At 60.6% G+C, this 14,870-nt stretch carries 12 protein-coding genes; 4 read left to right on the top strand and 8 right to left on the bottom strand.

Features of this window, described 5'->3' with window-relative positions:
* Window positions 1-2: 2 nt before the first annotated feature.
* Window positions 3-1,013, bottom strand: coding sequence for a LysR substrate-binding domain-containing protein (locus tag GA0061102_RS24770; RefSeq protein WP_092854132.1), 1,011 nt, complete (start codon window positions 1,011-1,013; stop codon window positions 3-5).
* Window positions 1,014-1,351: 338 nt separating this feature from the next.
* Here GA0061102_RS24770 and GA0061102_RS24765 point away from each other — a divergent pair, with 338 nt between their 5' ends.
* Window positions 1,352-2,971: an ABC transporter substrate-binding protein gene (locus tag GA0061102_RS24765; protein WP_092854130.1), complete on the top strand. Its 1,620-nt coding sequence runs from the start codon at window positions 1,352-1,354 to the stop codon at window positions 2,969-2,971.
* Between the two features lie 59 nt (window positions 2,972-3,030).
* On the opposite strand, the gene GA0061102_RS24760 is transcribed toward GA0061102_RS24765, so the two are convergent.
* The 7 genes from GA0061102_RS24760 to GA0061102_RS24730 are packed head-to-tail and all read right to left on the bottom strand — an operon-like array spanning window position 3,031 to window position 10,720.
* Window positions 3,031-4,452: an FAD/NAD(P)-binding protein gene (locus tag GA0061102_RS24760; protein WP_092854128.1), complete on the bottom strand. Its 1,422-nt coding sequence runs from the start codon at window positions 4,450-4,452 to the stop codon at window positions 3,031-3,033.
* 3 nt (window positions 4,453-4,455) lie between these two features.
* Window positions 4,456-5,691: an acyl-CoA dehydrogenase family protein gene (locus GA0061102_RS24755; protein ID WP_092854126.1), complete on the bottom strand. Its 1,236-nt coding sequence runs from the start codon at window positions 5,689-5,691 to the stop codon at window positions 4,456-4,458.
* Between the two features lie 60 nt (window positions 5,692-5,751).
* Window positions 5,752-6,810 (bottom strand): aldo/keto reductase, encoded by a 1,059-nt coding sequence (locus GA0061102_RS24750; protein WP_092854124.1) that lies wholly within the window; start codon window positions 6,808-6,810, stop codon window positions 5,752-5,754.
* Between the two features lie 14 nt (window positions 6,811-6,824).
* Window positions 6,825-7,760, bottom strand: a complete 936-nt coding sequence (locus GA0061102_RS24745; protein ID WP_092854122.1) for an ABC transporter ATP-binding protein — start codon at window positions 7,758-7,760, stop codon at window positions 6,825-6,827.
* Window positions 7,738-8,733: an ABC transporter ATP-binding protein gene (locus GA0061102_RS24740; protein WP_092854120.1), complete on the bottom strand. Its 996-nt coding sequence runs from the start codon at window positions 8,731-8,733 to the stop codon at window positions 7,738-7,740. The genes GA0061102_RS24745 and GA0061102_RS24740 overlap by 23 nt, the downstream gene beginning before the upstream one ends.
* The gene (locus tag GA0061102_RS24735; protein ID WP_092854188.1) at window positions 8,733-9,701 is read right to left on the bottom strand and encodes an ABC transporter permease; all 969 of its coding nucleotides are present in this window, start codon (window positions 9,699-9,701) and stop codon (window positions 8,733-8,735) included. Before GA0061102_RS24735 ends, GA0061102_RS24740 begins: the two co-directional genes overlap by 1 nt.
* A gap of 29 nt (window positions 9,702-9,730) precedes the next feature.
* On the bottom strand, window positions 9,731-10,720 hold the full coding sequence (locus GA0061102_RS24730; protein ID WP_092854118.1) for an ABC transporter permease: 990 nt from the start codon (window positions 10,718-10,720) through the stop codon (window positions 9,731-9,733).
* Window positions 10,721-11,008: 288 nt separating this feature from the next.
* On the opposite strand from GA0061102_RS24730, the gene GA0061102_RS24725 reads away from it, so the two are divergent.
* From GA0061102_RS24725 to GA0061102_RS24715, 3 genes are read left to right on the top strand one after another with little or no spacing between them, the layout of a single operon-like run.
* On the top strand, window positions 11,009-12,613 hold the full coding sequence (locus GA0061102_RS24725; protein ID WP_092854116.1) for an ABC transporter substrate-binding protein: 1,605 nt from the start codon (window positions 11,009-11,011) through the stop codon (window positions 12,611-12,613).
* Window positions 12,614-12,636: 23 nt separating this feature from the next.
* Window positions 12,637-13,815: an LLM class flavin-dependent oxidoreductase gene (locus tag GA0061102_RS24720; RefSeq protein ID WP_092854114.1), complete on the top strand. Its 1,179-nt coding sequence runs from the start codon at window positions 12,637-12,639 to the stop codon at window positions 13,813-13,815.
* An 11-nt stretch (window positions 13,816-13,826) separates the two neighbouring features.
* Window positions 13,827-14,864, top strand: a complete 1,038-nt coding sequence (locus tag GA0061102_RS24715) for an ABC transporter substrate-binding protein (protein WP_092854112.1) — start codon at window positions 13,827-13,829, stop codon at window positions 14,862-14,864.
* The last annotated feature ends 6 nt before the right edge of the window (window positions 14,865-14,870 follow it).

The following is a 14,870-nucleotide window of genomic DNA, read 5'->3' as shown; positions in this document are numbered from 1 at the left end:
TATTACTCGGCGGCGGCGACATCGAATTTGTGCAATGAGTTCCGCAACAGGATATCGCCGATCGTCCGCAGGGCCTTGACCTCGGCCTGAAGCCAGTTGCGGAACAGCTCGACGCGCATTAGGCGCTCCTTGGCGGGCGTCGTTACGAAGAAGTAGGAAAAGCTTACCGGCTGAGGGCTGCCGAACGGGCTGACAAGGCGTCCCGCCTTCAGCTCGGCTTCGGCAAGACGGACCTTTCCGAGACCAAGCCCCTGCCCCGCCAGTGCGGCGTCGATGACGAGAGAGGACTGGCTGAGACGGAAGCCGCCATTCGGCAGACGTAGGACCAGCCCCTCCGCGCGGAGCCAGGCGTTCCAGTCGGGGCAGGAATGGTCGTGCTCGGCCCCATCCTCATGCAAAAACGGCACGCCTTCGATCGCCTGCGGGCCATTCCAGAGCCAATGGCGTTCGGCGAATTCCGGGCTGCAGATCGGCACCACGGCTTCGGAGAACAGATGCTCGACGACCAGGCCGGGATAACCGCCGCTTCCATAACGAATGGCACAATCGGTGTCGCCTGCATTCAGATCGGTCAATTGCGTGGAGGCATCGAGGAGGATCTGCAAGCCGGGCGCTGCCTGGCGTAAAGCGTCCAATCTCGGGATCAGCCATTTGCTGGCAAAGGACGGCGCCACGGATACGCGGATAGGAAGATCGTGATCGCTGGCAACGAATTGCGTCATCGTCGCCAGCACCGCGTCGAAGGCATTCGTCAGGCCGGGAACAAGCGCGAGACCGGCGGCAGTCAATTGCAACTGCCCACGGACCCTGTGAAAAAGCGCCTGTCCCAGATAGTCCTCCAAGAGACGAATCTGCTGACCGACGGCGGCCGAGGTCACATGCAATTCCTCCGCAGCGCCAAGAAAGCTCAAATGCCGGGCGGTGGCGACAAAGGCGCGCAGCGAGGTCAGTGGCGGCAAGCGCGCCAATGTCGGCTGGATGGCTTTTTTCCGGGCATGCGCAATCGTGTTCATGGCGCGATTGCAGCACAATACGACCAGCAAAGACGAGAACGCGCTTTGCGTTTACCGGCAAGCGGACGGACATTTTCTTCCATGCCTTGAAGGCATCAGGGAAGCAAAAACTAAAATCGCGAAATAGTCTATATTTTTAATAGACAACCATCGGCGACGGCTTCCAGCGAAATGGGATTTCGCGAAGCTTTTCTTTCTCGGCGGAAGAGAAAAACATTCTTCCGTTTTGCCAGCCCGCGACCTGAAGATGCGACAGTCGCGTGTGGTCCGCAGCCAGTTTGCAGCCCCGCCGCCTATCCGCATAGGGACCGATCTATTTCAGCCGGCAAGGAAACCGAATGACTATCAATCGCCGCCGTTTCAATCAACTGCTTCTGCTCTCCACCGCAGCGACGCTCCTTCCGTCCGTAGGCGCCTATGCAACGGAGGCGACGCCGGCTCGCGGCGGCACGCTTAACTTCATCGTCGAACCCGAGCCGCCGACAATCCTGGCGCTCGCCCATACTGCTGGCGGAACGCAGAAGATCAGTCCGAAGATCACCGAGGGCCTGCTCACTTACGACTTCGGCCTCACGCCGAAACCACAGCTCGCAACCGAATGGTCGATTTCCACCGATGGTCTGACCTATACGTTCAAGCTTAGGCCCAACGTCAAATGGCATGACGGCAAACCGTTCACCTCGGCGGACGTGGCCTATTCGATCGAGCTTTTGAAACAGGTTCATCCACGCGGACGCGGCTCGTTTGCCAACGTCATCGCGGTCGATACGCCTGATGCGCTCACTGCGGTGTTCCGCCTCTCCAAGCCGGCACCCTATCTCTTGAAGGCGCTCTATGCGGCCGAGTCTCCGATCGTGCCTAAACACGTCTATGAGGGCGTCAAGATCGCGGACGTCCCGACCAATCCCAACGGCAGTGCGCCGATCGGCACGGGGCCCTTCATCTTCCGGCAATGGGTGCGCGGCTCGCACATCATTCTCGAGCGCAATCCCGATTACTGGGACGCCGGCAAGCCCTATCTCGACCAAATCGTTGTGCGTTTCGTGCCCGACGGCGCTGCCCGCGCAGCCGGTTTCGAAACCGGCGAATTCGATCTCGGCGGCGACAATCCCATTCCGCTCGCCGATCTCGAGCGCATCAAGGCGCTGCCGAATATCGGCATCGATTCGCGCGGCTACGAGACGAAGGGCGACCAGACGCAGCTCATCCTCAACCTCGACAACGAGTATTTGAAGGATGTCCGCGTCCGCCGTGCGATCGCTCACGCCATCGACCTCAATGTCATCCTCAACACGGTCTGGTATGGTTACGGCCACGTCTCGCCGACGCCGATCAGCACTTTCCTTCCGCAATATCTGGATGCCACGATCAAGCCCTATGCATTCGATCTCAAAGCGGCGGAGCAATTGCTTGACGAAGCCGGTTACAAGCGGAACGGCAGCGGAATCCGGTTTGCGCTTCGCCTGACACACAATTCCTATAATGAAGGCTTCAAGCGCGTTGCCGAATATCTGAAGCAGAACCTTGCGCGAATCGGTATCGATGCAAGGATCGATTCCTACGACTTCTCTACCTACATTCAGAAGGTCTATACCGAGCGCGCCTTCGACCTGACGGCGGAATATCTTGGCAACCAGTTCGATCCGACGCTTGGCGTGCAGCGCATCTACTGGTCGAAGAACTTCAAGCTCGGCTTGCCCTTCTCCAATGCCAGCCACTATCAGAACCCGGAGGTTGATCGCCTGCTGGAGGCGGCGTCGGTCGAGGTCGACGAGGCAAAGCGCAAGCAGGAATTCAATGACTTCCAGAAGATCGTGGCCGACGAGCTGCCCGTCATCAATCTGATCTCGCTCGAAAACGTCACCGTCTTCAACAAGCGTGTCAGGAACCATACGATCGGCGCCGAAGGCGTGCAGTCGAATTTTGCCGATGTCTATATCAAGGAAGGCGAAGGCTGACGCAGCAGGCAACGCAATCTTCTTGAGGGGGCGATGCGGCGCCCCTTCTTTTTGTCGTTTTACGAAGCGGCAAGAGCAAGCGGCGTGAGCTTGCTCAAGATGCGATCCGCCAGCGCGATCGCCTGCGTACGCTGTTCCGTGATCGAGCTCGATTCCCAGGCAACCCCTCGAAGCGGATGGCCGATGGCGCTAATGTTGCGATGAACCCGCCCTTCCTCGGAAATGACATCACCCTCCGGCGTGGCATCGATGCCGAAGCCAGTGCTATGCGGGCGGACTTCGCCGCTTTCGACGAGGCTCCTGACGAAAGGATCGGAAATGTGCCGCCAGTCGTGCAGCTGATGACCGCGGCAATCAATGACGCCGCCGAAGGACTGCCTGTGAGTACCAGAGCGTGCCTTCAAGGTCGCCGCGATCATGGCTCCAGACGGCTTAAGTGCGAGCAATCTCGCGGGCTGATGCCGGAAGCGGCCTTCGGCAATCGCATCGGTGACGGCGCGATAGCTGTCGGGTGCGGCCCTATGAGCCGTCACGTCCCAAAATGCACGCAAATGGCGGGCAAATCGCAACCTCTCCGTATCATCAGCCCTTTGCCATAAAGACAGGATGTAGGGCCGGATCGCCTGCGGCAGCGCCTGCCAATCCCTGGACGCGGCAGCCAGTGCACGGCGTTCGGCCTTGACGAGGGACAATAATGATCGCGCCGTCGTCGGCAATGGCCCTTCGGCAAGAAAATCGCGTTCCAGCTCGGCATTGCGCCGATCCTCGATCAATTGGCCACGCCTGGATATCGCTTGATATCGGCCACGAAAGCCGCGTGCCTCCATGCTGGCGACCGCATCGACCATCGACAGGCTCGACCCGATGAGCAGGATTTCGTGGGCATCGAGAAGACGATCCAGGGCGGCAGCATCCCAAGGAGAGGCTGCGAAAGCGGGATGATCCGCAACGTAAGCTTCTCGCGGATTGAGAGGAGGCTGGAAGACACCAAGAGCCAGGATCACTTCATCCGCCTCTATGCTCTCCCCCGCGCTCGTCGTGATCCGCACTTTATGGGGAGCGGAGACAAGGTTGGTTGCGGAAGCCCTGATGTGACGAAACGTCGACCCGGCGCGAGCCGACGTGATCGCACGGTTCAGTTCGTCGCGGACATAGGTTCCATAGAGATGGCGCGGCGGGAAGCTGCCGACAATATCGGCGGGCGGTGTCCAACCGTATCGTGAGGCATTGTCTGCGAGCCAGCGAACGAGATGATCAGGCTTCTCCGGGTGAAGGGAAAATGTGCTGGCCGGCCCGTTGACCAGATGAACGGCCTCGGTCGTGCTATAGGCGACCCCACGGCCGAGCTCCTCGCGAGGCTCCAGCATCGTGATCGACAGCGGCACTTCCGTCCGGTCGAGCAGCTTTATCGCGGTCAGCGCACCAGCAAAGCCACCGCCGATGATGACGACGGATTGATGGGAATGCGGGTCTATGTACATGGCTCAGAAGACCTTGCCTTCCTCCAGATGCGTCATGGTGCCGTTGATGTAGTAATCGCCCACGACCCGCGCCTTGTGCAGCAGAGGATTATGGTTCAGCACGGTGCGGATGTTGCGCCAATGGCGATCGAGATTGAGATGGCGCGATGTCGCCGACCCGCCGCCGAGCTCGAAGACGTTGGTCGCGGCAGTAAGCGCGAGCTGCGATGCGACGATCTGGGTGCGCGCCGTCGTCAGCGCGCTTTCGACCAAAGCCGTCTCCAAGACCTGCGGATCATCGCCTGCAAAGGCCGTAGCCGTCCGATCGAGCGCGCGGGCACTCTCGCGGATCAGCGTATCGACGGCAAAGGAGTTTGCCGCGATCTCGCCTAATATCTTCTGGACGAAAGGATCGGCATTGGCCGTCTCGGCGGTGCTGTGGGCTGCCGAGCGCGCCTGCCTACGCACGTAATCCGTGCCTTCTGTTAGCGCACCGCGGACCGCGCCCGCCATCGAGGCGGCAAGATGCAGCTGACGTAGCGTGGAGGTGTGCCTGCCGATCAGCGTGTTTAACCCACGCCTCGAGATCTCGTGCGGCAGCACTTCCACGTCGTCGAGCAGGACGCCACCGCTTGCCGTCAGACGCTGACCCATGCCGTCCCAGTCATCGAGGATGCTGATCCCCTTACGGTCGATGGGCAAAAGCACGCTGACCAGCTGGTCTTCATCATCCTTGGCGCTGAAGGAGGCGAAATCGGCAAATGCCGTGCCGGTCGCATACCATTTGCGCCCGTTGAGCCTGTAGCTCTCGCCGGATTTCGTCAGCCGCGTCGTGACATCGCCAGGGCGTTTCGTGCCCTGCTCCGTATGGGCGCCGCCGAAGAGCTTGCCACCAAGTACACGGGCAAGCTGCGTGCGATCGAGCGAACTGTTCGGATTGAGCAGCAGCGCTTCCGTAAAATTGAAATGGCTCCGGAGAGCATGGGCGACGTTGGAATCGGCGGCGGCGATCGTCATCACCATCTCGATATAATCCAGCACCGATCCACCCGGGCCGCCAAGCGCCGTCGGTATGCGCAACGCGCCAAGACCCGTCTCCTTGAGCAACGTGAAAGCCTCATAAGGTAGCTCGCGTTCGAGGTCTCGACGCGCAGCGCCTTTTGCGATCTCCGCAGCAAGATCGGGTATTCTTGCAAGCAACGTCGCCCTATTGGTTTCGACGGGTGCGGAGGGTACGGCTGATGAAGCTGTTATAGGCATGAAAGGCTCTTTGCGCCGGAAGGAAAGGGCCCCACTCGAGCGAGGCCTTGGGCTTGGTGATCAGGCGACGGCGCGAGCAAGCGGCACGACGTTTTCATTGTCGCCGGCGGCACTGACGGGAACGCGACCTTCGACCGGATGGCTCGGATCGTTGAAACCCGGGGTCGATGGATGGCCCGTCGTGACCAGACGGTCGATCAGAGCCTCGTCCTCGGCAGTGAGCTTGACGTCGAGGGCTCGGATATAGCTGTCCCAATGCTCTTCCGTGCGCGGGCCGGTGATCGCCGAGGTGATCAGCTTGTTGTTCAGCACCCAGGCGATGGCGAATTCGGTTGGCGGGACCTTCTTGGCGGCGGCGTGAGCGGCGATTTCCTTGGCAATGGCGATGGATTCCGGACGCCATTCGGTTTCAAGAATGCGCTTGTCGCCGCGGCCGGCGCGGGTATCGGCAGCGGGCTCCTTGCCCGGCTCATACTTGCCCGTCAGCACGCCACGCGCCAGCGGCGAGTAGGAAACGACGCCTAGCCCGTAATGATAGGCAGCCGGCAGCTGCTCGGCTTCGGCCGTGCGGTTGACGATGTTGTAGAGCGGCTGGCTCGCGACGGGGCGATCGATGCCGAGCTGATCGGCCAGATGCGAGATCTCGGCGATGCGCCAGCCGCGGAAATTCGACACGCCGAAATAGCGCAGCTTGCCCGCACGAATGAGATCGGCAATCGCACGCACCGGCTCCTCCAGCGGCGCGTCGAAAACAGCGCGATGGAAATAAAGAATGTCGATGTAATCGGTGTTGAGGCGGCGCAGCGAATTTTCGACGGTCTCGATCACCCATTTGCGCGAATGGCCACCGAGATTGGGACCTTTCGTGTGCGAGTTGACGAATTTCGTCGCCAGCACCCAATGATCGCGGTTTGCGTTGATGCCGCGGCCGACGACCTCTTCCGACTTGCCGTCATGATAGACGTCGGCGGTGTCGATGAAATTGATGCCCTGATCACGGGCCTTGTCGATGATGCGGAAAGCGACGTTGTCGGGGGTCGGGCCGCCGAACATCATCGTTCCAAGGGTGAGTGGCGATACCTTCAGCGCACTGCGCCCGAGATAGCGATGGTCGACCATGTCATTTCTCCATTTCATTCTGCTTGATGGCAGGCGACCGCATGGCCGCTGCCCATTTGCCGGTAGGCCGGATCGTCGGTCCGGCAGATCTCTGTTGCGATCGGGCAGCGCGTGTGAAAACGGCAGCCGGACGGCGGATTGTGTGGACTCGGCAGATCGCCGGTGATCGGTGCCGCCTGCTTGCGCCGCGACGGATCAGGCACGGCGGCGAGCAGCGCGCGCGTGTAGGGATGTTTGGCATCGCTCCAGAGCCTTGCCGTCGGCGCGCTTTCGACGATGCGGCCGAGATACATGACCAGCACGCGATCGGCGAAATAGCGCACGACCGAAAGATCGTGAGAGATGAAGAGATAGGAGAGTGAAAGCTCCGTCTTCATCTCGACGAGAAGATTGAGGATCTGCGCCTGGATCGACAGATCGAGCGCGGAAACGGGCTCGTCGCAGATGACGAGTTCCGGCTGCAGGATCAAAGCGCGGGCAATGCCGATGCGCTGGCGTTGGCCACCGGAGAACTCGTGCGGATAGCGATCGAGCGAATCCGAGGGCAGGCCGACATGAGCGACCATCGAGGCGGCAATGGCATCGCGGCTCTTGCGATCGCCGATGCCGTGAACGGCAAGCGGCGCCGTCAGGATCGTCCGGATCGTCTGGCGCGGATTGAGCGAGGCAAACGGATCCTGAAAGATCATCTGGATATGTCGGCGGATCGACTGCAATTCCTTGCCCGACATCGCGACGACGTCCCGTCCCTTGAAGGTCACGCGGCCGGAGGTGGGATCGATGAGACGCATCAGGGATTTACCAAGGGTCGACTTGCCACAGCCGGATTCGCCAACGAGCGCCACCGTCTCGCCTTCCAGAATCTCAAGCGATACATCATCGACGGCCCGCACCGTTCCGGCCGCCGCAGGATAATGCGTGGAAAGCCTATCGACCGACAGAAGCGACATAGGCTCTCTCCGCAATGGCTGGAACATAGGGACAGGCCACTTCACGACTGGCCGAAACCTCGACAAGTGGCGGCACGGACTGTGCACACGCCGATCTCGCCACCGGGCAGCGCGGCCGGAACGAACACCCTTGCTCGCCGGCTGCCGAGACGATCGAACCACGAATTTCCGTCAGCGGCCCATCGCGATAGTGATAATCCGCCTTCAGCCGCGGCGAAGCCGCAAGCAGCCCTTGCGTATAGGGATGATAGGGCGTCTCGAACAAGGCATCCGGCAGGCCCTGTTCGATCTTTCGTCCCGCATACATCACGACGACTCTGTCGGCCCATTGCGCAACGATACCGAGGTCGTGCGTGATGAGGATCACGGCCATATTGAGCTGGCTGCGCAGGCGATCGAGCAGTTGCAGCACCTGCGCCTGGGTCGTGACATCGAGCGCCGTCGTCGCCTCGTCGGCGATCAGGAGCCTGGGATTGCAGGCAACCGCAATGGCGATCATGACGCGCTGGCGCATGCCGCCCGAAAGCTGGTGCGGATAGTCGTCAATACGCTTGCCGGGCTCGGGAATGCTGACAAGATCAAGCAGGTCGATCGCGCGCTGGCACGCCTGCTTTCTGTTCAATCTTTCATGAATGCGCAGCACTTCGACGATCTGGTCACCAATCGTCAGTACGGGGTTGAGCGATGTCATCGGTTCCTGAAAAATCATGGCGATGTCGTGTCCGCGAATGCGGCGCAGCTCGCGTTCGGACAGTTTTAGGAGGTCGCGTCCGTCAAAGACAATCTCGCCGGCCACTTTAGCATGCCGGGGCAGTAGCCCCATCAAGCCAAGCGCAGTCAGCGACTTGCCGGAACCGGATTCGCCGACAATCGCCAGCATCTCGCCGGCTGCAGCGCTGAAGCTGACACCCTTGACCGGTTGCGCATTGCCAAAGCCGACGGAAAAGTCGCGGGCGTTCAGAAGCCCCGTCATCAGCGCTCCTCCGAGAAGCGTGGATTAAGCGCGTCGTTCAGGCCGTCGCCGATCAGATTGAGCGACAGAACCGTGAAGACGATGGCAAGGCCCGGCAAGGCGGTGAGATACCAGGCCGTGCGGATGACATCGCGTCCGGCGCCGATCATGGAGCCCCAGGAGACGCGATTGGGATCGCCGAGCCCCATGAAGGACAGCGCCGATTCCATCAGGATCGCGCTAGCCACCATGACGGACGATGTCACGATCAAGGGTGGCAGAGCGTTCGGCAGGATTTCCCGGAAGATGATGCGGGCATGGCCGAAGCCGAGGCTGCGGGCGGCGAGCACATAATCCTTCTCGCGAATGGCACGGAACTCGGCGCGCGTCAGGCGCGCAACCGTCGGCCAGCTGACGATGGCGATCGCAATGGTGACGGTCGATGTGGTCGGCTGCGCGATCGCGACCAGCACCACAAGGAGCACGAAGCTCGGTATGGTCTGGAAAATCTCGATGAGCTTGACGAGGAGGTCATCGACCACGCCGCCGAAATAGCCGGCAAGCGCGCCGACCGTCACGCCGGCGCCCAGGCCGAGCAGGGTCGCGGCAATGCCGACGGTCAGCGAGATCTGGGCACCATGAAGAATGCCCGCCAGCACATCACGCCCCATAGAATCCGTGCCCAACGGATAGGCCGAATTTTGGCCCGGCCAAAGGAAGGGTCGCGCCACCATCTCCAACGGATCGCCGGGATAGAAGATCGGCGCAAGCAGGGCCGCAAATATGATACTGGCGAGAACAGCTATGCCGAAGAGCGCATTGGGGTTGGCAAGAAAGATCCTAAGTTCGCGCCGGCGCCCCTGCCACCGCCCGCCTGACACAGCCGTGGTGCGCGCGTCGGGCGCGTGGATATGGGTCCAGCGCCGTTCCGGAACAGGCGCGGGCTTTGTCGGCGTTTCAGATGCTTTGGCACTGAAATCACGCGCCATGTCCGTATAGACCTTCAGCTCCTGCGCTTTCATCGGCTTGCTCCGATCCTGGGGTCGAGCCAGGCTTGCAGGAGGTCAACTGCAGCGTTGGCGACGATGACGAGAAGTGATGAGAGAAGCAGGATGCCGAGGAGCACGCTGAAATCGCGGGCCATGACCGCCTCGAAAGCCAGTCGCCCGAGGCCGGGCCAGCTATAGACGGTTTCGACGACGACCGCACCGCCAAGCATGCCGCCGAAATGCATGCCGGCCATTGTCGTGATCGGGATCAGCGCGTTGCGCAGCACATGGCGCGTTGTCAGGATGAAGGGCGAGACGCCTTTCGCCCGCGCGGTGCGCACGAAATCCTGCGACTTGACCTCCAGCATGGCGGCCCGCGTCAATCGCGCATAGATGGCGAGATAGAAGAGGGCGAGCGATATGGCCGGCAGCACCATGTAGCGCACGCGGTCGAGCAGCGCCGGCAGACCGGTGAGCCGCGAACCGATGGTGCTGTCGCCGCCGCTCGGGAGCCAGCCAAGCTTGACGGAGAACAATAGGATCAGCATCAGGCCGATCCAGAATCCGGGGATCGAATAGAAGAGCAGCGAGATGATCGAGATCAGCCGGTCCGGCAGCCGTCCGGCAAAGCTTGCCATCAGCGATCCGAGCGTCAGACCGATCACGATCGCAAAGATGAGCGCCGCCAACATCAGGGTAAGCGTTCCAGGTAAGCGCTGGCCGATCAGATCCGCGACCGGCATGCCGTAACGCGGCGAGAAGCCGAGACTGAAATGTGCGAGATTGTTGAGGTAGTTCGCCAGCTGCACAAGGATCGGATTGTCCAAGCCGAAGCGTTCGCGCAGGGCTGCCATCGTCTCGACCGTCGCCGAGCCGGCTTCGGCCGCCATGACATCGGCCGCATCGCCTGGCGCCAATTTCAGCAGGAAAAAATTCAGAATGACGATACCGAGCACGGTCGGCACCGCCTGAATGGCCGTCCGGCGCAATGTTCGCCCAATCCGCATGTAAGCCGACATTGAAGCTCCTCGGCAGCGTTACCGATTTTCCAATCGCTGCATCGTAATAGTAGTTGACTAAATCTGTAGGTTTTGTCAAATCAGTATTGGTAGATATTTCCAGAATTTCTTGAAAGCGCCGATCTATTTGGAATCTCATCGCTGAATAACGATATTTCGTGGTTATTTTTCCCAATAGATCGAATTGTCGGAACAAACAAAACCCACAAGAAAGCGCTCCCCGAGAAGATAAATCCAGCCGCAGCTGACAAGTCGCAGCACGGCCACCGACATGCGAGGCAACCCTAAATGATCAAACTTCCGGCTATCACCCGTCGCAGTTTCCTGCTCTCCTCGGCAGCGCTCGGCGCAACGGTCATCACCGGAACCACCGCATACGCGGCCCCCTCCCGTGGCGGCTCGGCCACGCTCCTGCTTGCCGCCGAACCGCCGGTTCTGACGACGATCGCTCACACGGCCTACAACTCGGTCTATGTCTCGCCGAAAGTCACCGAGGGCCTGCTGACCTACGATTTCGATCTCAACCCGCAGCCGCTGCTCGCCAGACAATGGACGGTCAGCGACGACGGCCTGCGCTACACTTTCAAGCTGCGCGAAGGCGTTAAATGGCACGACGGCCAGCCGTTTACGGCCGACGATGTCGCCTTTTCGATCAGGACCCTCAAGGAGGTTCATCCGCGCGGGCGCAACACATTTCTCAACCTCGTTGACATCGAAACGCCCGATCCGCTGACGGCAATCCTCGCACTCTCAAAACCCGCGCCCTACCTGATCACCGCGCTTGCCGCCTCGGAGTCCCCGATCGTGCCCCGCCATCTCTATGAAGGCACGAAGATCGCGGAAAATCCGGTTAACCTGGCGCCGGTCGGCACCGGGCCGTTTAAGTTCAAGGAATGGGTGCGCGGCAGCCATATCGTCTATGAGTGCAATCCCGATTACTGGGACCAGCCGCGTCCCTATCTCGATCAATTGATCGTCCGCTTCATACCGGATGCCGCCGCTCGCTCCATCGCGATCGAAACCGGCGAGATCGACCTGGCGCCCTCGACCCCCGTTCCCTTGAGCGATCTCGATCGCCTCAAGAGCGCCGACAGCATCGCTTTCGAAACGCGCGGCTATCAATACGCAAATGGCGTCAGCCGCATTGAATTCAATCTTGAGAAACCGATCTTCAAGGATGTTCGCGTGCGGCGAGCCTTCGCACATGTCATCGACCGCAAGGTGATCCGCAATACGATCAATTATGGCTATGGCGAACCGATCCCCGGGCCGATCAATCCCAACCTGACAAAATGGTACGTGGCCGATCTGAAGACTTATCCAATCGACCTTGCCGCAGCTGAAAAGCTGCTGGATGAAGCTGGCCATCCGCGTGGCTCGGATGGCATACGCTTCCGCCTCAATCTCGATTATGTGCCGAGCGGCGAGCCCTATGTTCGAGGATCGGAATATATTCGCCAGGCGCTTGCCAAGGTCGGTGTCGAGGTGACGGTGCGCAGCCAGGATTTCGCCACCTATACCAAGCGCATCTACACCGATCGAGATTTCGATTTCGCCTATGAGGGAATGAGCAATCTCTTTGATCCGACGGTCGGCGTGCAGCGCCTTTACTGGAGCAAGAACTTCAAGCCGGGTGTACCCTTCTCCAATGGCTCGGCTTATAGCAATCCGAAGGTCGATGCTCTGCTTGAAGCCGCCGCCATAGAGGTCGATCCAAAAAAGCGGGTCGAACAATGGCGTCAGATCCAGGAGATTCTCGTCGAGGATCTACCGGCGCTCGACATCGTTAGCCAGCCGGAACTGACCATCTACAACAAGCGTATTGCCGACCACACGCTCGGCGGCGAAGGCATCGCCGGCAGCCTTGCCTACGCCTATGTCGCAGCCGCCTGAGGCATAGAAAGCAAGGAACCGCCATGTCCATCCAGCACCTTCCCGGCTCCATCGTCGGCCTGCCGAAATTCGCCGCGCCGACCGATTTTCCGGACAGCCCGCTATCCCAGGCTTTGAAGCAGCCGGTTCTGCTCGGCCTGTTCCTGCCGATCCAGGCCGGCGGCTGGACCCAATCCACGCTCGAACGTTCGACCGACTGGCGCTTCGATTACAACAAGGCGCTGACGCTGCGCGCGGAGGAACTGGGTTTCGATCTGGTGTTCGCCCTGTCGCAATGGCTTCCCAAAGGCGGCTATGGCGGCGTCTTCGACGGGCACGCACTCGACAGCTTTGTCTCGACCGCAGCACTTGCCGGCCTCACGAAGAAGATCATGCTCATCTCCACCATGCATGTTCTTTACGGGCCATGGCATCCGCTGCACCTTGCCAAGTTCGGCGCTACGCTCGATCACATCACCGGCGGCCGGTGGGGCATCAACGTCGTTACCGGGCACAGGGCCGTCGAGCACGAAATGTTCGGCTGGCAGCGCATCGAACATGACAGGCGCTATGAGCTTGCGGCGGAATTTCTCGAGGTCGTGCAGCGGCTTTGGAGCGACGACGAGAATTACTCTTTCGAGGGTGAGAGCAGCTGGAAGCTCGGTGGCGGCTTCGTCACACCGAAACCGAATTTCGGCCGGCCGATCCTGGTGAACGCCACCGGCTCGGATGCCGGCATCGCCTTTGCCGGCCGCTATTCCGATATCGTCTTCATCACCAGCCCGACGGGTGCCGATATCGACAGTGCCCTTGCCTCCCTGCCGGCCCACACGAAAAGGGTGAAGGATGCCGCCAAAGATGTCGGACGCACCGTGCGCACCCTGCTCAATCCAATGGTGATTTGCCGGCCGACCGAGAAAGAGGCTTGGGAGCTGGCTGACCGCATCGTAGCTCACGCCGATCAGCGATCCCCAAAGGGCTTCCAGTCGCTGAATTCCGACGCGCAGGCCTGGAAGGGCCGCGATCCGCAGGATCCCTATCGCTTCATCGGTGGCAATATCCGCGTCATCGGCTCGCCGGAGCAGGTGGTCGACCAGTTCGTCAAGTTGAAGGCAGCCGGCATCGACGGCTTGCAGCTCAGCTTCTTCGACTTCCGCGACGATCTCGAATTCTTCGGCAGCAATGTCCTACCGCTGATGAAACAGGCCGGCCTGCGCCACTGAAAGGAACGATCATGACCAGCAATGCCATTTCCGAAATCTGGTACACGCGCTGCCCCGTTCCGACCCCTGTGGGACTTGCAGCGCAGCTCGGCTATCTAGAAGACGGCTTTCGCAGCGAAGGCGTCACCCTGAAATCCATTATCGACTCTCCGGATCGCAATATCCGGCAGAGCCATTTCAACCACACGCTCGACTGGTCCTTCCGCCATGGTGGCAACGTGCCGCCCATTCGCGCCCGCTCCGAAGGCCGCCGCACGCGCCTTGTCGGCATTACCTGGACGGATGAGTTTCAGGCAATCATCACGCTGCCGGGAACCGGCATCAAGACGACCAGGGATATTAAGGGCCGACGCTTCGGCATCGCCCGCCGCCCCGAAGGGATTGTCGATTTCATGCGTGCCACCGCGCTCAAGGGATTGATCTCGGCCCTGTCGCTTGAAGGCTTATCCATCAACGATGTCGAGATCGTCGAAATCGCGCTTGCCGATTCCGTGCTCGCAAGCCAGGAAGGACCATCCCTCTTCGGCCTCAAACGTCGGCAGGCCTATGGCGAGGAGATCGCTGCTCTCCTGCGCGGCGAGGTGGACGCGATCTACGTCAAGGGAACCGCCGGCATCAACGTCGCCAATCTCATCGGCGCGGTGCAGGTTGCCGAATTCGGTTTTCATCCCGATCCGAAAATCCGCATCAATTCCGGCTCGCCGCGCGTGCTGACCGTCGATGATCTATTGGCCGACGAGCGGCCCGATCTCGTGCGGAAACTGATCGAAGCGATCTTCAAGGCGAGCGCCTGGGCGGAGGCGCATCCGGAAGAAACCCGCCGCTTCGTGGCGCGTGAATCCGGGGCGACGGAGGAGCAGGTTCTTGCCGCCAATGGGCCGGAAATTCATCGCCATCTTGGCCTGGGATTGGAACCGGAACTCGTCGGCGCCGTCGAACACTACAAGAATTTCCTGCGCGACTTCGGCTTCCTGGCCGGCGATTTCGATATTGGCGAATGGGTGGACCGGCGCCATATCGAGGGCTTTGCCGAACGCGCCGTCGCCTGAGTGACG

Origin of the sequence: Martinezella miluonensis (genome assembly GCF_900094545.1) — a bacterium.
Classification (GTDB): domain Bacteria; phylum Pseudomonadota; class Alphaproteobacteria; order Rhizobiales; family Rhizobiaceae; genus Rhizobium; species Rhizobium miluonense.
The sequence above is the reverse complement of the archived record's forward strand: the minus strand, read 5'-3'. Positions and strand labels throughout refer to the sequence as shown.